The sequence below is a fragment of the Abyssibius alkaniclasticus genome, from assembly GCF_020447305.1.
Classification (GTDB): Bacteria; Pseudomonadota; Alphaproteobacteria; order Rhodobacterales; family Rhodobacteraceae; genus Abyssibius; species Abyssibius alkaniclasticus.
The window spans coordinates 1,748,900-1,766,687 of the sequence record NZ_CP095732.1 but is presented as its reverse complement, the minus strand read 5'-3'; the positions used below and the strand labels follow the sequence as shown (position 1 = coordinate 1,766,687).

General features: G+C 60.7%; 21 protein-coding genes and 1 other RNA gene. 13 read left to right on the top strand and 9 right to left on the bottom strand.

All coding sequences use genetic code 11. The features are described from left to right. Positions 1-5 precede the first annotated feature (5 nt). The 4 genes from LGT41_RS08820 to LGT41_RS08805 are packed head-to-tail and all read right to left on the bottom strand — an operon-like array spanning position 6 to position 3,644. Positions 6-1,784 carry a peptidoglycan D,D-transpeptidase FtsI family protein gene (locus LGT41_RS08820; protein WP_274126503.1) on the bottom strand — a complete coding sequence of 593 codons (1,779 nt, stop codon included), beginning with the start codon at positions 1,782-1,784 and terminating at the stop codon, positions 6-8. Next, positions 1,781-2,155, bottom strand: a complete 375-nt coding sequence (gene ftsL / locus LGT41_RS08815) for a cell division protein FtsL (RefSeq protein ID WP_274126502.1) — start codon at positions 2,153-2,155, stop codon at positions 1,781-1,783. Before ftsL ends, LGT41_RS08820 begins: the two co-directional genes overlap by 4 nt. Then, on the bottom strand, positions 2,152-3,147 hold the full coding sequence (gene rsmH / locus LGT41_RS08810) for a 16S rRNA (cytosine(1402)-N(4))-methyltransferase RsmH (RefSeq protein ID WP_274126501.1): 996 nt from the start codon (positions 3,145-3,147) through the stop codon (positions 2,152-2,154). The genes ftsL and rsmH overlap by 4 nt, the downstream gene beginning before the upstream one ends. A gap of 2 nt (positions 3,148-3,149) precedes the next feature. Next, positions 3,150-3,644 carry a division/cell wall cluster transcriptional repressor MraZ gene (locus LGT41_RS08805; RefSeq protein ID WP_274126500.1) on the bottom strand — a complete coding sequence of 165 codons (495 nt, stop codon included), beginning with the start codon at positions 3,642-3,644 and terminating at the stop codon, positions 3,150-3,152. Between the two features lie 446 nt (positions 3,645-4,090). Here LGT41_RS08805 and LGT41_RS08800 point away from each other — a divergent pair, with 446 nt between their 5' ends. Together LGT41_RS08800 and LGT41_RS08795 are read left to right on the top strand one after the other, a co-directional pair. Further along, complete coding sequence (locus tag LGT41_RS08800; RefSeq protein WP_274126498.1) at positions 4,091-5,044, top strand: endonuclease/exonuclease/phosphatase family protein; 954 nt, start codon at positions 4,091-4,093, stop codon at positions 5,042-5,044. Positions 5,045-5,055: 11 nt separating this feature from the next. Continuing rightward, positions 5,056-5,484: a DUF1801 domain-containing protein gene (locus LGT41_RS08795; RefSeq protein ID WP_274126497.1), complete on the top strand. Its 429-nt coding sequence runs from the start codon at positions 5,056-5,058 to the stop codon at positions 5,482-5,484. 2 nt (positions 5,485-5,486) lie between these two features. On the opposite strand, the gene rnpB is transcribed toward LGT41_RS08795, so the two are convergent. From rnpB to LGT41_RS08780, 3 genes are all read right to left on the bottom strand, one after another. Beyond that, an RNA gene (gene rnpB, locus LGT41_RS08790) (RNase P RNA component class A) lies at positions 5,487-5,858 on the bottom strand. 11 nt (positions 5,859-5,869) lie between these two features. After that, positions 5,870-6,598 (bottom strand): N-acetylmuramoyl-L-alanine amidase, encoded by a 729-nt coding sequence (locus LGT41_RS08785; protein WP_274126496.1) that lies wholly within the window; start codon positions 6,596-6,598, stop codon positions 5,870-5,872. A 1-nt stretch (position 6,599) separates the two neighbouring features. After that, complete coding sequence (locus LGT41_RS08780; protein ID WP_274126495.1) at positions 6,600-7,475, bottom strand: pseudouridine synthase; 876 nt, start codon at positions 7,473-7,475, stop codon at positions 6,600-6,602. Between the two features lie 65 nt (positions 7,476-7,540). Here LGT41_RS08780 and LGT41_RS08775 point away from each other — a divergent pair, with 65 nt between their 5' ends. After that, complete coding sequence (locus LGT41_RS08775) at positions 7,541-8,023, top strand: nucleoside deaminase (protein WP_274126494.1); 483 nt, start codon at positions 7,541-7,543, stop codon at positions 8,021-8,023. A 61-nt stretch (positions 8,024-8,084) separates the two neighbouring features. On the opposite strand, the gene LGT41_RS08770 is transcribed toward LGT41_RS08775, so the two are convergent. Next, a complete protein-coding gene (locus LGT41_RS08770; protein ID WP_274126493.1) occupies positions 8,085-8,777 on the bottom strand; it encodes a metal-dependent hydrolase in 693 nt (230 codons plus the stop codon). Positions 8,778-8,835: 58 nt separating this feature from the next. Between LGT41_RS08770 and LGT41_RS08765 the strand changes: the two genes are divergently transcribed. The 4 genes from LGT41_RS08765 to LGT41_RS08750 are packed head-to-tail and all read left to right on the top strand — an operon-like array spanning position 8,836 to position 11,952. Beyond that, positions 8,836-9,492: a ceramidase domain-containing protein gene (locus tag LGT41_RS08765; protein ID WP_274126492.1), complete on the top strand. Its 657-nt coding sequence runs from the start codon at positions 8,836-8,838 to the stop codon at positions 9,490-9,492. 39 nt (positions 9,493-9,531) lie between these two features. Beyond that, positions 9,532-9,819: an Asp-tRNA(Asn)/Glu-tRNA(Gln) amidotransferase subunit GatC gene (gatC, locus tag LGT41_RS08760; protein ID WP_274126491.1), complete on the top strand. Its 288-nt coding sequence runs from the start codon at positions 9,532-9,534 to the stop codon at positions 9,817-9,819. Next, positions 9,819-11,306: an Asp-tRNA(Asn)/Glu-tRNA(Gln) amidotransferase subunit GatA gene (gatA, locus tag LGT41_RS08755; protein ID WP_274126490.1), complete on the top strand. Its 1,488-nt coding sequence runs from the start codon at positions 9,819-9,821 to the stop codon at positions 11,304-11,306. The genes gatC and gatA overlap by 1 nt, the downstream gene beginning before the upstream one ends. A 10-nt stretch (positions 11,307-11,316) precedes the next feature. Further along, positions 11,317-11,952 carry a hypothetical protein gene (locus LGT41_RS08750; RefSeq protein WP_274126489.1) on the top strand — a complete coding sequence of 212 codons (636 nt, stop codon included), beginning with the start codon at positions 11,317-11,319 and terminating at the stop codon, positions 11,950-11,952. 36 nt (positions 11,953-11,988) lie between these two features. Here LGT41_RS08750 and LGT41_RS08745 read toward each other — a convergent pair whose 3' ends face one another. Then, positions 11,989-12,192 carry a cold-shock protein gene (locus tag LGT41_RS08745; protein WP_274126488.1) on the bottom strand — a complete coding sequence of 68 codons (204 nt, stop codon included), beginning with the start codon at positions 12,190-12,192 and terminating at the stop codon, positions 11,989-11,991. A 222-nt stretch (positions 12,193-12,414) separates the two neighbouring features. Between LGT41_RS08745 and LGT41_RS08740 the strand changes: the two genes are divergently transcribed. From LGT41_RS08740 to LGT41_RS08715, 6 genes are all read left to right on the top strand, one after another. Then, positions 12,415-13,218, top strand: a complete 804-nt coding sequence (locus tag LGT41_RS08740) for a TerC family protein (protein ID WP_274126487.1) — start codon at positions 12,415-12,417, stop codon at positions 13,216-13,218. 59 nt (positions 13,219-13,277) lie between these two features. Continuing rightward, positions 13,278-13,403 (top strand): hypothetical protein, encoded by a 126-nt coding sequence (locus LGT41_RS08735; RefSeq protein WP_274126486.1) that lies wholly within the window; start codon positions 13,278-13,280, stop codon positions 13,401-13,403. After that, positions 13,403-14,302, top strand: a complete 900-nt coding sequence (locus LGT41_RS08730; RefSeq protein ID WP_274126485.1) for a 5-bromo-4-chloroindolyl phosphate hydrolysis family protein — start codon at positions 13,403-13,405, stop codon at positions 14,300-14,302. The genes LGT41_RS08735 and LGT41_RS08730 overlap by 1 nt, the downstream gene beginning before the upstream one ends. 15 nt (positions 14,303-14,317) lie before the next feature. Further along, on the top strand, positions 14,318-15,505 hold the full coding sequence (locus tag LGT41_RS08725) for a toxic anion resistance protein (RefSeq protein ID WP_274126484.1): 1,188 nt from the start codon (positions 14,318-14,320) through the stop codon (positions 15,503-15,505). 110 nt (positions 15,506-15,615) lie between these two features. Next, the gene (locus LGT41_RS08720) at positions 15,616-16,560 is read left to right on the top strand and encodes a hypothetical protein (protein ID WP_274126483.1); all 945 of its coding nucleotides are present in this window, start codon (positions 15,616-15,618) and stop codon (positions 16,558-16,560) included. 77 nt (positions 16,561-16,637) lie between these two features. Further along, complete coding sequence (locus tag LGT41_RS08715; RefSeq protein ID WP_274126482.1) at positions 16,638-17,777, top strand: SPFH domain-containing protein; 1,140 nt, start codon at positions 16,638-16,640, stop codon at positions 17,775-17,777. Positions 17,778-17,788: the final 11 nt, after the last annotated feature.

Below are 17,788 nucleotides of genomic sequence, written 5' to 3'. Positions count from 1 at the left end.
ACGTTCTATTGCGACGCCAACACAACCGGCGCCAGTTCTGAATAGTTTGGACGCATCCCCATAAGCGGTGCAATCCGGCGAATAATCTCTGCGCCAACCGGCACAGATGTCCAACCCGCGGTGCGGCGCGGCTCGGTTCCTGTCGTGTCCTCGGGCTCGTCAAGCGTGACGATCAGCACATAGCGCGGGTTTGACATAGGAAAGGCCGCCGCGAAAGTGGCGATTACGCGGGAATCATAATAGCCGCCCTGCGGATCGGGCTTATCGGCGGTGCCGGTCTTGCCACCCACCTCATAGCCCTCGACATCGCCCAGCGATGCGGTGCCGCGCGAGACGACCGCGCGCAGCATTTCACGAATGCTGGCCGATGTCTGGGGCGAGATGACACGATCGGCCTCGGTGGGCAGGGGGCTGTCCATCAGCAGGCTGGGGCGCACACGCAGCCCGCCATTCACCAGGCTGGAATAGGCGGCGGCAAGGTGCAGCGGTGTAACCGCAATACCGTGGCCGTAAGAGACGGTCATGGTTGAAAGCTCGGACCAGTTCGGCGGGGTAAGCGGGCGCGAATGAGTGGATTCCGGCAAATTCAGCTCAAGTGGATCGAGCAGACCCAGCTTCGCCAGAAATGCCTGCTGCGCTTCGGCCCCCATTGCTGCGGCCAAGCGCGCAGCGCCGATATTGGACGATTGCACGATCACATCCCGAAGGCTCAGGCTTGGGCCGTAATCGTGAAAATCGCGGATACGAAACCGGCCCCAGACCAGCGGGCCCGAAGTATCAATCATGGTATCGGGCGTGGCATACCCGCTTTCCAACGCCTGCGCCGCGACAAATATCTTGAAGGTCGAGCCTAGCTCGTAGCGGCCCTGCACGGCACGGCTGAAAAGCGGGCTGTCGGCCGGGTCCCCCGATGTGGGCGGCAATGGGCGGTGGTTGGGGTCAAAATCCGGCAGGCTGGCCATTGCGACGATCCGGCCGGTATCCACCTCCATCAGCACCGAGGTTGCAGCGCGTGCATTCATCAGCGCCATGCCGCCGGCAAGCACCTGCTCCATCGCGGCCTGCACCGGCATGTCCAGCGAAAGGCGCAATGGCGCGCCCTGGTTGGCCGGGTCGCGCAAATAGGAATCAAAGGCCAGTTCCACACCTGCCGTGCCGATCACCTCGGCGGCATAGACACCTTCGCGCCCAAAGCTCGTGCCGCCCAGAATATGTGCGGCAAAGGCGCCATTGGGATACAGGCGCAGCTCGCGCGGGCCAAATTGCAATCCCGGCTCGCCCAGATCATACACTGCCTGCTGCTGCTCTGGCGACATTTTGCGCCGGACCCAGATGAACTTGCGCGTGCCGGAGAACTGCCGCAGCAGATCGGCCGCATCGAGATCGGGGAAAATCTGCGCCAGCCCCTCGGCGGCGGCCACCCGGTCGATCATCTCTTGCGGATTGGCATAAAGCGAGGCGGTGGCAAGGTTGGTTGCCAGAATTGCGCCGTTGCGGTCTACAATATCGGCGCGCTGGTTCACAATGGGCGAGGTGTTGACGCTGGCCACCGGCTCGACCGCCTCGGTTGTGGCCAGCACGAACATTTTGCCGCCGACCGTAAAGAACGCCGCCAGAAACACTGCCGCCAGAAACCAAAGCCGCAATTCCGCACGGCGCTTTTCAGCGGCCCGCAAGCTGCGCATCCGCGCGGCGCGGGCTTCGGCTTCAATCTTGTCGGGGTCTTCGCCCCTGATGCGGGCGCGCAAAATGCGGGCCAGCGGGCGCAGCGGCCGGCGGATCATGGCTCGTCTCCATTCATGTCAGCCTCGTGCGCGGCGGTATCGACCATATCGCTGATCATCCCGTCAATGTCATCGGGGATGGGCGGGCGCGGCATGGCCACATCGCCAATCGCGGCGAAATGGTCGGAATGCAGCGGCATCAGGCGCAGATCGGCAAAGTTCATCTCCACCAGCACGCGCAAACGCTCGGGGCGGTTCAGATAGGCCCATTCGGCGCGCAAAACGGCCAATGTCTGGCGTTCCTGCGCGATTTCGCGCTGCAACGTGCTGACATAATCCATTTCCGATTTCGTGCGGTAATTCACCTGATAGGCCCATGTGGCGAAGATCAGCACAAGCGCCAGCGCGCAAAGGTAAAGCAGGTTCTTCACGCCCAAATCCCCCCAACATCAAAACGTGGTGCGCCAAGCACGCGGGCATCGACCGGCCTTGCATCGCCTTCCAGCCGCCGGGCCACGCGCAGCCGGGCCGAGCGCGCGCGCGGGTTGGCGGCGCATTCATCCTCATCGGCCGTAATCGCCTTGCGCGTCACCCTGTCCCAGCGCAGTGCTGTGTGTTGGCCGGCGGGCGCGTAACGATTGACCCTGGTGCCATCATCGGCACCGCCCGCCATGAAGCGTTTCACCATGCGATCCTCCAGCGAATGAAAGGTCACAACCGCCAGCAAGCCACCGGGGGCGAGGATGGATTCAGCAGCTTCAAGCCCCTTGGCCAATTGCCCAAGCTCGTCATTCACGGCAATCCGCAAGGCCTGAAAGCTGCGGGTAGCGGGGTGGATCTGGCCCTTTTTGGGGCGCGGCAGGCATTTGGAGACGATCTCGGCCAAAGCCTCGGTCGTGGTGATCGGCGCAAGCGCGCGCGCCTCGACAATGGCACGCGCAATGCGGCGGCTGGCGCGTTCTTCACCAAACTGGAACAGAATATCGGCCAATGCGGCTTCGGGTGCGGTATTCACCACATCGGCAGCACTCGGCCCCGATTGCGCCATGCGCATATCCAGGGGGCCGGGCTTGGCAAAGGAAAAGCCGCGCGCAGCCTGGTCGATCTGCATGGAGGAGACGCCGATATCCAGCACAATGCCCGCCAGCGCGCTGTGGCCCTGTGCGGCTGCGATATCGGCAAGCTCGCCAAATTCGCCGGCCACGAATGTGAATTTACCGGGCCTTGCGGCGGCCAGCGCATCGCCTGCCGCTTGCGCATCGGGGTCACGGTCAACGCCGATCACATGCTCAGCGCCCGCCGCGATCAGCCCGGCACTGTAGCCGCCCGCACCGAAGGTGCCGTCAAGCCAGACACCGCCGACGGGTGCAACCTGCGCCAAAAGCGGGGCCAGCAGCACCGGCACATGTGCTGGCGCCGACATGGCTAAACCCCCTGCCGCGGCGCGTTCAACGCCTCGAGCAGGTTAATGCCTTGGGCATCATCCTCGGCATCGAGCAGCGCCTGATCAGCCTCGAAGGCTGCTGGCGTCCAGATTTCGAATTTCTCGTTCATCCCGGCGAATTTCGCCTCGTCGGTAATGCCGAACTGGTCGCGCAAGGCCTGCGACAGCACAAAGCGGCCATTGTCATCCAGCGTAAGATAGGCCGATTGCGTCATCAACCGCCGCTCCATCCGCTTGCGCATGGTGCCATAGGGCATATTGGCGATTTTCTCGCCAAGCCTGTCGGCCTCGCGCTTGGTATAACCATTCAGGCAAGTGGTGCCATCAAGCCCGTAGATCAACACAAAGCTGGGGTTGCCGCCCTCAACCCAGTCAGGATCGCCAAGCTCAAGCACACGCCGAAAGGACGCCGGAACCGAAACACGGCCCTTGGCGTCCACCCGGTGGACTGACTCGCCTCTGAAACGTAGCTCCACGTCTCATGCTCCTGTTACCGCCCCCTAAACGGAAACGGCGGATCGTGACTGCTAGCACGATCCGCCGACTGTCCCGTTCGGGCCCTGCCCGACTGCGCGCCACTTGCGTGTCTGCTCACGTCGCGTCGGATCTCATCTCAAGAAATGCGGGGCCTGTATGAAACCTGCTCTGGTTTGTGGCCTTTGGCCTTATGTCGTATCCCGAACCTCTTGATAGGTTTGGAGTAGCGTAACATTTCATGGAAATCAATGACATTTTGCCCCACCAAGCATAAAAAACATGGGCAAATTGGGGGATATGGCAGGTATTGCGGTTCCTTCACCCCCACCCACTATATGTAGTGCAGCCAGATTTTCGCAGCCCGCGCGCGAAGTTTCAAAAATTCCGTGTGGTTGCGGTTTTTCGTGCTAGGTTTTGCCCGAAACCTGTGTTGGGAGCTGAATTTATGCGGCAGAAATTGCTTGGACTTGTGCTTTGCGCCCTGGCGGCCCCGCTGCAGGCGGAAACGCTGAGCATCATGTCATTCAACATTTTCGGGGGCGGCGCGAGCGATGGCAAACCCGTCGATGAAACGCTTGCCGTGATCCGCGCAATGGATCCCGATATTGTCGGCCTGCAGGAAACACGGCTGATCAGCGAAATTTGCGAGGCCGAATATTGCCCGGCCGATGGCGCCTCGGCTGCTGCCGTGCTGGCCGCAGAGCTGGGCTATTACTATTACGAGCAAACACAGGAAAACGTGGCGCTCTGGTCAAATGCTGTCATAAGCCGCTATCCGATTATCGGGCAAAGCAACAACGACCTTGGGGTGCAGATTGATGTGAACGGCACCGAAATCTGGCTGTTCAACATCCAGCTCGATGACGAACCCTACCAGCCCTATCAGGCGCTGGGCATCGAATATGGCCCCGCGCCCTTTGTAAACACCGAACCCGAGCTGATCAAATGGGCCACCCGCACCCGCAGCCCGGCGCTGGACCTGCTCTTTGCCGATTTCACCAAACCGGGCGATGCCATTATCATCATCACCGGCGATTTCGGCGAGCCATCGGCGCTGGATTGGACCGAGGCGACGGTCGAAGCCGGTCTGCACCCGCTGGCTGTGCAGTGGCCCACAACCCAGCGGCTGGCCGATGCCGGCTTTGTAGATGCCTACCGCGCCATCTGGCCCGACCCGCTGGAAAAGCCCGCCTTTACCTGGACCCCGCGCTGGACAACCGAGGATGACCCCGAGGACCACCACGACCGCATCGACTATATCTTTGTGCGCGGCGCGACTGACCGGCCTGTAACCGTGCGCGAGGCGGCGATTGTGGGCGAGCCGGGCATTCGCAGCGATATCATCATCGAACCCTGGCCATCGGACCACCGCGCGGTATTCGCCATTGTCGAGTTTTAGGAGCGAAGCCTATGGCAGAAAACAAGACCAGACCCACCGAAGTTTCAGTTGCGGAATTTCTGAACGACATCCCCCACCCGACCCGGCGCGCCGACGGGCTGGCGCTGGATGCGCTGTTTCGCAAGGTAACCGGCTATACCCCGCAAATGTGGGGGCCGACAATGGTGGGCTATGGCAGCTATGATTATGTCTATGAAACCGGCCATTCCGGCACCAGCCTTGCCACCGGCTTCAGCCCGCGCAAGGCAAATTTGGTTCTGTATATCCTGCCGGGTTATGCCAGACTGGGCGATATGCTCACCCGGCTCGGCAAACATAAAATCGGAAAATCCTGCCTTTACATCAACAAACTGGCCGATGTGGACATGGATGTTGTGGCCGAGATTATCCGCGCGGGGCTGGATGATCTGGCAGCCCGCTGGTCGGTGAAACCAAGCTGAAAATGTGCGGATGGCCTGTAAGCCGGATTTTGTGCCTTGCTTGCGCAAGGTGACGACCATTCATCTATGCCACCTGTTGCCAGATGGCTTTAGCAGCCAACCCGAACCACTGGCTGAAGTGCGCCGGGCATGTGCCCGCGTGGTTCCTATTTGGCCTTGCTCCCGGCGGGGCTTGCCCTGCCCGCCCTGTTACCAGCGCGGCGGTGGGCTCTTACCCCACCGTTTCACCCTTACCCCAAAGCCTTGGGGCGGTCTGTTCTCTGTGGCGCTATCCCTCGGGTTGCCCCGGCCGGCCATTAACCGGCGCCGTTTACTTCTGGAGTCCGGACTTTCCTCGGGCGGGCGGGCCCGCACGCGGCCGTCCAGCCATCCGCACAGCGCCCAGTTAAGCCTTGGGGCGGGCTTCGTCAATGCAGGGATAGGCGTGTGCCAGCGCCTCGATCTGGGAAATGTCCGCATGGCCTGGCGGCTGGCCAATGCGTTCGGGCGCAAAGCGCAACCGGAAGGCCGCCAATACTGTTTCTGGCGCAACCGTCGCGCAATAGCCAAACCGGCGCGCCGCGCGATGAAATCGCGCCAAGGATGGCACGCCATCCTTGGGGTCGCCTTGCGACCCGGGCGCGCCTGCCGCCCAAACCGACCGCCCCGCTTTTGCAAGCCGCCGCCAGTCAAAAGCCGGGCCGGGGTCGGCCTTGCGGCCCGGCGCCATATCGGAATGGCCGATAATACGCTCCGGCGGGATGGTGTGGCGCTGCATCAGCTCATCGAGCAAGGCTTCAAGGCTGCGCATTTGCCTATGCGCAAAGGGTGGCAAGCCGATCAGCGCACCGGCATTGCACAGCTCCACGCCAATAGACCGGCTGTTCACATCCCGAGCCGCACCCCAGCTTCCCGCGCCCGCGTGCCAGGCGCGCATCATCTCATCAACCAGTTGGAAAACCGTGCCATCGCGGGCAATCAGGTAATGGGCGGACACCTCGGCCACGGGGTCGCATAACCGCGCCAGCGCGGCTTCTGCGCTGTCCATGCCCGTGTAATGCAGCACGATCAGGTCGGGCTTGGCGCCACCCTTGCGCGGGCCAAAATTTGCCGAAGGGTGCTGCACAATCTGCATATCAGCCGCGCTTGCCGCCCTTTGGCCGCCCGTCTTTTGGCCGCAGCGATGCTCCGCTTTGATTGGCGGGCCGCGCACGGCTGCGCGGGCCTTTTTGCGCCTCGGCCCGGCTGGCGGCTTGCGCGCGCAATTCCGGCTCTGGCATCCGTTCGACCCCCAACTGGTCGCGCAAGATTTTCGGGCGGATTTCCTCAACCGCGCCGCGCGCCAATTCGCCTAGCTGGAACGGCCCGTAGGAAAGCCGGATCAGCCGGTTCACCTTCAGCCCCACAAATTCCAGCGCCCGGCGAATCTCGCGGTTCTTGCCTTCCTTTATGGCCACGGTCAGCCAGATATTCGCGCCCTGCACACGGTCAATATCAATGGTCATCGGCTGGAACCGCTCGCCATCAACGGTGACGCCCGCGCGCAGCGGGGCAAGCGCCTTGTCCTCGATCGAACCATTGGCGCGCACACGGTATTTGCGTGTCCAACCCGTCGAGGGCAATTCCAGCCGCCGCTTCAGATCACCATCATTGGTCAGCAGCAACAACCCTTCCGAGTTCAGATCCAGCCGGCCGATGCTCATCACACGCGGCATGTCGGGCGGCAGCTTGTCAAACACCGTGTCGCGGCCCTTTTCGTCGGCATTCGATGTCACCAGCCCCGATGGCTTGTGATAGCGCCACACGCGCACCGGCTCGCTTGCCGCCAAAGGTTTGCCATCAACGATGATACTGTCGCTTTTGGTCACGTTCAGTGCCGGGCTGTCGATGGTCTTGCCGTTTACCGCGACGCGGCCTTCGGCAATCATCCGTTCGGCTTCCCGGCGCGAGGCGAGGCCTGCGCGCGCCATGCGCTTGGCGATCCGCTCGCCGTCATATTCCTGTTTGCTCATCGCGCCCCCATACACCCCGCCGCCTGCCGCGCCAAGGCAATTTGCTTGCACTGGCGCCAAAACCCATGAATACCGTGCCTATGAGCCGCTTTCAAAGCCATATGGACCATGCCCTTGCCGAGGCCCGCGCCGCCGCCGCGCGCGGCGAAGTGCCGGTGGGGGCCGTGGTGATCGGCCCCGATGGCGCGGTGCTGGCCAGCGCGGGCAACCGCACGCGCGAGTTGCTCGACCCAAGCGCCCATGCCGAGGTGCTGGCCATCCGTGCCGCCTGCGCCGCCCTTGGCCAGCCGGTGCTGGTGGGATGCGACCTCTACGTTACGCTTGAACCCTGCCCGGCCTGCGCGATGGTCATTTCCGCCGCCCGTATCGCGCGGCTTTATTATGGCGCGGATGATGCAAAATCTGGCGGGGTGGACCACGGTCCGCGCATCTACACACACCCCCAGGCGCATCATAAGCCCGAGGTTTATGCCGGGCTGGCCGAAGCGGATTGCGCCCGGCTTTTGCGCGATTTCTTTGCCGAACGCCGCAACATACCACAAGGCTAGCGGGCGGCGCGGGCGCAACCTTGCTGCAGGTGCTACCGTTTCCGCGCCGCCTTGGAACGGCCTAAAGCGTGATCGGCACCATAACTTCCGGCTCGATGACATCCACGCCCGGCAGAGCGGCTTTCAGCCTGTCGGCGCTCTGCTCCAGCGCGTCAAACGTGCGGTAATGGCAGGGGATGAGGGTTTTGAAGTTGAAATACCGTTTGGCCGCATAGGCCGCCGCCGCCATATCCATCGTATATACCCCGCCCGCCGACAGAATGCCGATATCGGGGCGATGATAGTCCCCGAACCAGTCCATATCGGCCATGATATCGGTATCGCCCGAAAAATAGATCTTGCGCCCCTCACCCGCGATCATGAAGCCGCATTCGCTGCCCGCCACGCCGCGTGTGCCGGAATCCGGGTAAGAGGATGAATGCGAGGCGGCCACAAGCGTTAGCGCAACATCGCCCAGCTTCGCAGTGCCGCCCCGCCCGATGGCAATGCCTTCATTGCCCGTAATCTCGGCCAGTATTTCGGCCAATTCAAACACAGCCACAATCGGCGCGCCGGTTTCGCGGGCAATTTCAACGACATTGCCCGCATGGTCGCCATGCCCGTGGCTGATGAGGATATGCGTCACCCCTGCCAGCGCCGCGGCGCGGTGCGCTTCATCAAACATCGGGTTGCCCACCAGCCACGGGTCGATTAGCAACACCTTACCGGCAATTTCAATGCGAAAGCCCGAATGGCCCAGCCAGATAATTTTCATTTTCGACTCTCCCTTGTTTTGAGGCCATGATAGACGCAGCACAAAAGCGGAGTCCAAGATGAACTGGCTGGAACAGGTCGACAATTACTGCGAAAGGCTGGGGCCGGGCCTGCTGGCCGAGCCGTTGAACCTGGTCTCCAACCTCGCCTTTCTGCTGGCCGCAGCACTGGTCTGGCGGCGCACAAGGCCCGATGGCCTGGCGCGCGCACTGGCGCTGATCCTGTTCATCATCGGCCTTGGCTCGCTGGCCTTTCACGGTTTTGCCCAACGCTGGGCGGCGCTGGCCGATGTTCTGCCCATCCTTGCCTTCATTCTGGTCTATATATATGCCGCCACAACGCGGTATCTGCACCAGACCTGGTGGCTGGGGCTGGTGGTGACGCTGGCCTTCATCCCCTTCGCAATGCTGCTTGGCCGTGGCATGGCGGCGCTGTTCGGCCCGCTCAACGGCTCGGTCAGCTATATGCCGGTGCTGGCCATGATCCTTGCCTATGCCGCATTGCTGGCGCGCAAAGCCCCCGCCACGGCACGCGGTCTGGCCATTGGCGCGGGCATACTGGCCCTGTCGCTGACATTCCGCACGCTCGATGCGCCGCTTTGCGCCGCTGCGCCGATCGGGCTGCATTTCATGTGGCATATCCTCAACGCCATCATGCTTGGCTGGATGATCCTTGTGCTGTTGCGCCATCCGCGTCTTGCACCCTTGGCGCGCTAAGGCTAAACCACGTCAAAACCCACGCCGACAGGAAACCGCATGTCAATCGACGAAAAAACAGCGCGCCGCGTGGCGCATCTGGCCCGGATCGAGGTGAGCGACGCACAGCTTGCCCCGCTGGCTGCCGAGCTTTCCGGCATTCTGAACTTCATGGAACAGCTCAACGAGGTGGATGTTGCGGGCGTAGAGCCGATGACCTCGGTCACGCCAATGGCGCTGAAACGCCGCGCCGACATGGTGGATGACGGCGAGAAGCGCGATGATGTTCTGGCCAATGCCCCCGATGCCCGCGAAGGGTTTTTCGCTGTGCCAAAGGTGGTTGAATAATGGCCGAATTGAACAAATTGACGATTACCGCCGCGCGCGACGGGTTGCGCAAGGGCGAGTTTACCGCTGTTGAACTGACCAGCGCCTGCCTTGACGCCGCCAAAGCCGCCGCCCCGCTGAACGCTTGGACCGTGCTGTGCGAAGAGGCCGCACAGGAACGCGCCAAACTGGCCGATGCCGCATTGGCCAAGGGCGACGCCCCGGCGATGACCGGCATTCCGCTGGGCATCAAGGATTTGTTTGCCACCAAAGGCGTTCAAACGCAGGCGGCCTCCAACATTCTGGCGGGCTTCCAGCCGCCCTATGAATCCACCGTCACGCAAAACCTGTGGGACAATGGCGCCGTGATGATCGGCAAGCTGAACATGGACGAGTTTGCGATGGGCAGCTCGAACGAAACCTCGGCCTATGGCCCTGTCACCAGCCCCTGGCGGCGCAGCGGCAGCAATCTTGCCCTGACACCGGGCGGCAGTTCGGGCGGCTCCGCAGCGGCGGTGGCGGCCGATAGCTGCCTTGCGGCAACCGGCACCGATACCGGCGGCTCCATCCGCCAGCCAGCCGCCTTTGTGGGCATTACCGGCGTCAAGCCAACCTATGGCCGCTGTTCGCGTTGGGGTGTCGTCGCCTTCGCCTCCAGCCTCGATCAGGCCGGCCCGATGACCAAATCGGTGCGCGATGCCGCCATCATGCTGGGCGCGATGGCAGGTCATGATGCGAAAGACAGCACCAGCGCCGATTTGCCCGTGCCCGATTTTGAAGCCGCGCTGACCGGCGATATCCGTGGCAAGAAAATCGGCATTCCGCGTGAATACCGACTGGATGGAATGCCCGCGGAGATTGACAAGCTGTGGGATGAGGGCCGCGCCATGCTGCGCGATGCGGGGGCAGAGATTGTCGATATCTCGCTGCCGCACACCAAATACGCGCTGCCCGCCTATTACGTGATTGCGCCCGCCGAAGCCTCGTCCAACCTTGCGCGCTATGATGGGGTGCGCTACGGCCATCGCGCCAAAATCAAGGCGGGCGAAGGCATTACCGAAATGTATGAGCGCACGCGCGCCGAAGGTTTTGGCCGCGAAGTGCAGCGCCGCGTGATGATCGGCTCTTATGTGCTTTCGGCCGGGTTTTACGATGCCTATTACCTGCGCGCCCAAAAGGTGCGCACGCTGATCAAGCAAGACTTCGAGACAGCGTTTGACGATGGGATTGACGCTATCCTGACCCCGGCCACACCCTCGGCCGCTTTCGGGCTGGGTGAGATGGCCGATGTCGACCCGATCCAGATGTATCTGAACGATGTGTTCACCGTCACGGTCAACCTGGCTGGCCTGCCCGGCATTGCCATTCCCGCCGGTCAAAGCCGCGAAAACCTGCCGCTTGGCCTGCAAATCATTGGCCGCCCCTGGGATGAAGGCGGCATGATGAATGTTGCCTATACGATGGAAAAAGCCATAGGCTATGCGGCGAAACCCGAAAAATGGTGGTAGGAACATGGCATTGACCCGGAAAATCTTTACAGCCGCGCTGCTGGTCGGGCTTGCGGGCGGCATATCTGCCTGTCGGCAGGAAGCCGGGTTCAACGCCGATTTTCCGGCAATCGGCCTGCCAAGCGCCTATCCGCCCGATGGCAACCGCGCCAACCAGTTGCCGCCAGCCAGTTTTGAACAGGTGGAAGATTTCGCCGCCGATGACAGCATTGATGAAAGCCGGCTCGAACCAATTCCCGGCGAAACACCCGGTGCCGCCGCCACTGTGGAAGCCGAGGTTGCAGCCGCCCCAGCCGCGCAACCAGCACCCGCGCCCGCCCCTGCACCAGCACCGGTGGCGGCTCCCGCGCCTGCCCCGGTAGCGGCCCCGGCCCCAGCCCCGGCTGCACCGGCAAATGTGAATGTCAACCGCGATGTGCTGGCCACCTATGCGCGTGCCACGGGCAACAATGTCGGCGAAAAGCTCTACCGTCGCTTGCAGATCTCGCGTGAGGATGCGCGGCGCGCATGTGCGCAATACGCCAATGCAGATGCGGCGCAATCGCTGTTCTTGCAGCGTGGCGGCCCGGCGGAAGACCCGCTGAACCTTGACAGCGACGGCGATGGTTTTGCCTGCGCCTGGTCGCCCGTTCCCTTTCGGAATTGATAAAGCGCCTGGGCGGCGCTTTACCCTGCTGCGGGCCTAAACCTTCAAATCTCCGGCGCTTTTGCGCCCGTCGCGCCCGTCGGTCAGCTCATATTCAATCGGCTGATTTTCCTTCAACGTGGTCAATCCGGCCTGCTGCACGGCAGTGACATGCACAAATATGTCATTCCCGCCATCCTCCGGCTGAATAAAGCCATAGCCTTTTTCAGTGTTGAACCACTTAACTGTACCTTTTGCCATTCCTGACAATCCCCAATAGATGGCCGGTGCAGGTTGCCCCGGCTTCTGCGTTGCCGAGCATTCAAGACACGCAGACCGTAAAGCACAGCGGGTTATTGACCTCGAAAACAGGCCGATATTACATGAATCAGGCCGCCATTTCAACGAAAACGGGCTGATTGCCGGGTTGCGCGCCAACCCCCTAGGCAGGTAAGGCTTGCAAAACAAAACGGGAGACGCGCAATGGACGAGCTACTGACACTGGCCAATCTGGGAAACCTGGCGGTTTTGATATTTTTGCAGGCCGTGCTGGGCTTTGACAATCTGCTCTATATCTCGATTGAGAGCCAACGCGCCCCGCTGGAAAGCCAGAAATCCGTGCGCCGCTGGGGCATTCTGATTGCGGTGGCCGCGCGCATTATTCTGCTTTTCGTCATGGTCAACCTGATCGAGGCGCTGCAAGCACCGTTTTTCAGCATCAACCTGCCCGGTTTCATCGAGGGTGAGTTCACCTTTGCCGTGCTGGTGTTCTTGTTTGGCGGTGTGTTCATCATGTATACGGCCATGAAAGAGATCGGCCATATGATGGCGATCGAGCATCTGGGCACCGATATTGAAGACAAGGGCCGGAAATCGGCCGCGCAGGTGGTGGCCACGATCGTGTTGATGAATCTGATATTCAGCTTTGATTCCGTCTTGTCGGCGCTGGCCATTACCAAGGTGTTTGCCTTGCTGGCGCTGGCAATCATACTGTCGGGCGTGGCCATGCTGGTGCTGGCCGATGGCGTGACGGAGTTCTTGAAGAAAAACCGCATGTATGAGGTGCTTGGCCTGTTCATCCTGCTGATCGTGGGCGTCGTTCTGCTGGGCGAAGGCGGGCATCTGGCGCAGTTGAAACTGTTTGGCTACAGCGTCGATGCGATGAGCAAAACCACCTTCTATTTCTCTGTTGTGGTGCTGGTGCTGGTGGAGCTTGTGCAAAGCCGCTACCAGCGCAAACTGGCGGCGGAACGCAAGGCGGTTGCAGGCAACAAGGTTGCGCACTAGCGCAACTGCCCGCACCCACCTATATTACCCCCGAGTTAACGGATAGGATTGCAGGCCAGATGTTCGGAAAAACCAGCCAGAATTTTGCCTATATGATACTGTTGGCGCTGATTGCGACCACGGGCTTCGGGGCCTGGTTCGGGGGCTGGGGCAGCGTTGATCTGGCCGGGCTGGGGGCATTCTGATGGCGCAGCGTTTTGGCGGCGAGCATAGCCCAAAGCCCAACCCCGCAACCACGCAGCCCCGCGCGCGCGCCTTTGCAGGCCGAGCCGCGCAACCTTCGCGCATTCGCGTTACGCTCATTTATATAGCCGCCATGCCGTTGCTGCTTGCCGCGCTGTTTCGCATGTTTGGCGGCAACGCCTTTGCCATGCTGGGCGATCTTGCGGGCTTTGCGCTAGTCGTTGGGGGTGCTGCGCTTTTGGGCGAAGGTATTAGGGCCGAAGCCGCCTATAACGCCCGCAAAATGGCGCGCCCCCCTGCCATTCCGCGCAAAGTGTTTGGCAGCATTTCCATTGGCCTTGGCATTTGCGTTGCGGCGCTGTTTGGCTGGGGTCTTGGCGTGTTCAGCGCACTTGCATTTGGCGGGGTTGCCTTTGGCGCAAGCCTGCTTAGCTTCGGGTTCGATCCGATGCGCAAAAAGGGCATGGCCGGGGTGGATGATTTTACCGTAAACCGCGTGGCCACGGCTGTTGAGCAGGCCGAAGTGACCGTGCGCCAGATGATTGAGGCTGCCGCGCGCATTCCCGACCGGGTGCTGGAGGGCCGCATCGATGCGCTGGCCGTGGCCGCGCGCGAAATGTTCCGTGTGGTGGAAGATGACCCGCGTGATTTGTCGGCCGCGCGCAAATTCATGACCGTCTATCTGGCGGGCGCGCGCGATGCCACGCTCAAATATGCCGATCTTGCGCGCCGGGGCAGCAATGCCAGCGCGCGCGCCGATTTTGAAGCCCTGCTTGGCGACCTTGAACAAAGTTTTGAAGCCCAGCGCGAAAAGCTGCTAGAAGATAACCGCAGCGATTTGGACGTTGAAATAGAAGTATTACGCGAAAGATTGCAACGAGAGGGCGTTAACGCCCAATAAAACAGGGGGATTACCATGTCCGAAGATATCCGCGCCAAGGCCGAAACCGCATTGGCCGAGGTCGAAAAAGTGACCAAGGTGCTTTTGCCCGAACCCAAGGGCGAATTGATCGTCATCGATCAGGCATCGGATGATGAAAAGGCCGCCATTGCCAAACGCATTGCCGAACTGGACATGAGCAACACGCAATCCATCATCGCCTTTGGTTCGGCCGCGCAAAGCGAATTGCAGGTCATATCGCAAGAAATGCTGGCCGGGGTGCGCAACAAGGATGTGGGCCCGGCGGGGGCATCTTTGCGCGAAATGGTCACAAGTCTGCGCGGCTTTTCGGTCGATGAACTGGACCCGAACCGCAAGCTGAGCTGGTGGGAACGCCTGCTTGGCCGCGCCAAGCCCGTGGCCGAGTTCATGGCGCGCTATGAAACCGTGCAGGGCCAGATCGACAATATCACCAACCGCCTGCTGGAGCATGAACACGGGCTGCTGAAAGACATCAAATCGCTCGACAAGCTCTATGAAAAGACCCTCGATTTTTATGACGAGCTGGCGCTTTACATCGCGGCTGGCGAGGAAAAGCTGAAAACCCTTGACGAGACGGACATCCCCGCCAAGGAAAAAGAGGTCGAGGCCGCGCCCGAAGATGATGGCGTGATCCGCGCCCAGGAGTTGCGCGATTTGCGCGCCGCGCGTGATGATCTGGAGCGCCGCGTGCATGACCTGAAACTCACCCGTCAGGTGACGATGCAATCGCTCCCCTCGATCCGGCTGGTGCAGGAAAACGACAAATCGCTGGTCACCAAAATCAACAGCACATTGGTGAATACCGTGCCACTGTGGGAAACCCAGCTTGCCCAGGCCATCACCATCCAGCGTTCGCGCGATGCGGCCAAGGTCGTGCGCGAGGCCAATGACCTGACCAACGAGCTGCTCACCAAAAACGCCGAAAACCTGAAAATGGCCAACCGCGAAGTGCGCGCGGAAATGGAGCGCGGGATTTTCGATATCGAGGCCATCAAGAAGGCCAATGCCGACCTGATTGAAACGATCGAGGACAGCCTGCGCATTGCCGATGAAGGCAAGGCCAAGCGCGCCGAAGCCGAAAAAGAGCTGCAGGTCATGGAGTCCGAGCTGAAAAACACGCTCGCCGCGGCCAAGGCCAAAGGCAGCGCCTCGGGTTATAATATCGGCGAAGCTGCCGGCTGAATTTGCAAGCTTGATGCGATGGCCCCGTCGGTTTTCCAATCGACGGGGCTATTGTTTGCGCGATGACTTTGTGCCAGCATCCGCCATATTTCAATTCAGGGGGAAATTTCATGGCCAAGGAAATAGATAAGTTCAACAAGGATGCCGCTCCGCTTCTCAAGGCGGCCACAAAAATTGCCACCGATTATACGCGCCAGACAACCAACGCCCAGCACCATCGTGACATGTTGTGGGAAGCCGCCGCCGAAATTGGGCGTGAAGTGCAAAAATCAAAAGACAATGGCGTTGTCGGCACGGACCTTAAAGATTTTCTCAAAGAAGCCGGCGTATTGAGCGTTATGAAAGCCGTGCAAACCACATTGGGGGCGACCGCCAAAGAGGAATCCGTTCTTACCAAGATCAAGTCGGACAGCGAGTCTACGCTGGCAGATATTGATAAACTTGTGGCCAAGATCGGCAAGGAAATCGACGATCGCAAAAAGAAGAAAGACCGCAAATTGCTGGCGGTTGATTCCAAATCACTTCCGGAAATGGAAAAACTTCTGGCTTCACTTCAAAAGGCGCGCACGGCGCTGTTTGACAATGTCATCACCGATATCAAGGGCACGAAATGGTCGCTTGCCAGTGTGCGCAGATCGTTTGACACCCAGGTCGCCAAGGAAATTTCCAAAACCAAGGCCGACCGCAAGGCAGGTGACCAGGCCGCAAACGACAACCGGGCGCTGGACCTGCGGCTTGTCAAAAAAGCCTATGACATAACGGTCAAGAACCTGACCGAGGCGCGCGACTCTCTGGCCAAGGCGGAAAAGCATTTCAAGAATCGCCAATTGACGGAAGCAGATAGCTGCATTTCAGATGCGATGGCGAATTTGACCAATATGAAAAAAGCCCACGCGCCATATGCCCGCGAAATCGGCAAAACCAACGCGCATGACCTGAAAACCATGCAAGGCAGCAAAGATGGCAAGTATATCCTGACCTCGGTTGAACAAATGGGCAAAGCCATCGAAGGCCTGACAAAGCTGATCAAGAAAACCGCGCGCGCCAGCGTTTAGCCTGAAAAATTAAACGCGGCCCTAGCAACGGGCCGCGCAACCCCTTACATTCCTGCAAAAGATGCAGGGAGTTCCAGATGGGTATTTTTGATTTTCTCGCCGGCCAGTTTATCGACGTCATTCACTGGACCGACGACACGCGTGACACGCTGGTATGGCGGTTCGAGCGCGAAGGCCACGAAATCAAATACGGTGCAAAGCTGACGGTGCGCGAAGGCCAGGTCGCCGCCTTTGTGCATGAAGGCCAGATGGCCGATGTGTTCACACCCGGGCTTTACATGCTCGAAACCAACAACATGCCGATCATGACATCGCTGCAAAACTGGGATCACGGGTTCCAGTCGCCGTTCAAATCGGAAATCTACTTCATCAACACCACCCGTTTCCAGGATTTGAAATGGGGCACGAAAAACCCGATCATCTGCCGCGATCCGGAATTTGGCGCCGTGCGGCTGCGCGCCTTTGGCACCTATACGATTCGTGTCAAGGATGCCGCCAAGTTCATGACAGAGATTGTTGGCACCGATGGTGAATTCACCACCGATGAAATTACCATGCAGATCCGCAATATCATCGTAGCGCGGTTTTCGGCGGCGATTGCGGGCAGCGGCATTCCGGTGCTGGATATGGCCGCCAATACCGAAGACCTTGGCAAGCTGATTGCCGACAAGGTCAGCCCGGAACTGGCCAATTTCGGGCTGGAAATGCCTTCGTTCTACATCGAGAATATTTCACTGCCGCCCGAGGTTGAAGGGATGCTGGACAAGCGCACCTCGATGGGGATTGTCGGCGATCTGAACAAATTCGCGCAGTTTTCGGCAGCCGAAGCAATGGGCACCGCTGCTGCCAACCCCGGCGGTGCCGGCGCTGGCATGGGCGCCGGGCTTGGCATGGGTATGGGCATGGCAATGGCCGGTGCAGCCGGCCCCTGGGGTTCGGCCCCTGCCGCCGCCCCGGCCCCGGCCCCAGCTGCGGCGCAACCCGCCCCACCACCGCCGCCCCCGGCCGAACATGTGTGGCATATTGCCGAAAATGGCGAAACGCGCGGCCCGTTTTCCAAGGCGGCGCTGGGGCGCATGGCCGGGGCTGGCAGTTTCGCGCGCACAACGCTTGTCTGGACCGCCGGACAGGATGGCTGGAAGCCCGCCAATGAGGTGGCCGAACTTGCGCAACTGTTTACAGTCATGCCACCGCCCCCACCCCCGCCCGCAGCCTGACGGGCTATCAG

Bases quoted from the DNA above. Each gene is read 5' to 3' on its own strand.
- LGT41_RS08780 (WP_274126495.1), bottom strand. From the start codon at position 7,475: ATGAGCAAACAGGAATATGACGGCGAGCGGATCGCCAAGCGCATGGCG.
- rsmH (WP_274126501.1), bottom strand. From the start codon at position 3,147: ATGTCGGCGCCAGCACATGTGCCGGTGCTGCTGGCCCCGCTTTTGGCG.
- LGT41_RS08715 (WP_274126482.1), top strand. From the start codon at position 16,638: ATGGGTATTTTTGATTTTCTCGCCGGCCAGTTTATCGACGTCATTCAC.
- LGT41_RS08765 (WP_274126492.1), top strand. From the start codon at position 8,836: ATGAACTGGCTGGAACAGGTCGACAATTACTGCGAAAGGCTGGGGCCG.
- LGT41_RS08820 (WP_274126503.1), bottom strand. From the start codon at position 1,784: ATGATCCGCCGGCCGCTGCGCCCGCTGGCCCGCATTTTGCGCGCCCGC.
- LGT41_RS08730 (WP_274126485.1), top strand. From the start codon at position 13,403: ATGGCGCAGCGTTTTGGCGGCGAGCATAGCCCAAAGCCCAACCCCGCA.
- LGT41_RS08725 (WP_274126484.1), top strand. From the start codon at position 14,318: ATGTCCGAAGATATCCGCGCCAAGGCCGAAACCGCATTGGCCGAGGTC.
- LGT41_RS08740 (WP_274126487.1), top strand. From the start codon at position 12,415: ATGGACGAGCTACTGACACTGGCCAATCTGGGAAACCTGGCGGTTTTG.
- LGT41_RS08795 (WP_274126497.1), top strand. From the start codon at position 5,056: ATGGCAGAAAACAAGACCAGACCCACCGAAGTTTCAGTTGCGGAATTT.
- LGT41_RS08800 (WP_274126498.1), top strand. From the start codon at position 4,091: ATGCGGCAGAAATTGCTTGGACTTGTGCTTTGCGCCCTGGCGGCCCCG.
- LGT41_RS08720 (WP_274126483.1), top strand. From the start codon at position 15,616: ATGGCCAAGGAAATAGATAAGTTCAACAAGGATGCCGCTCCGCTTCTC.
- LGT41_RS08735 (WP_274126486.1), top strand. From the start codon at position 13,278: ATGTTCGGAAAAACCAGCCAGAATTTTGCCTATATGATACTGTTGGCG.
- LGT41_RS08775 (WP_274126494.1), top strand. From the start codon at position 7,541: ATGAATACCGTGCCTATGAGCCGCTTTCAAAGCCATATGGACCATGCC.
- gatA (WP_274126490.1), top strand. From the start codon at position 9,819: ATGGCCGAATTGAACAAATTGACGATTACCGCCGCGCGCGACGGGTTG.
- LGT41_RS08745 (WP_274126488.1), bottom strand. From the start codon at position 12,192: ATGGCAAAAGGTACAGTTAAGTGGTTCAACACTGAAAAAGGCTATGGC.
- gatC (WP_274126491.1), top strand. From the start codon at position 9,532: ATGTCAATCGACGAAAAAACAGCGCGCCGCGTGGCGCATCTGGCCCGG.
- LGT41_RS08785 (WP_274126496.1), bottom strand. From the start codon at position 6,598: ATGCAGATTGTGCAGCACCCTTCGGCAAATTTTGGCCCGCGCAAGGGT.
- LGT41_RS08770 (WP_274126493.1), bottom strand. From the start codon at position 8,777: ATGAAAATTATCTGGCTGGGCCATTCGGGCTTTCGCATTGAAATTGCC.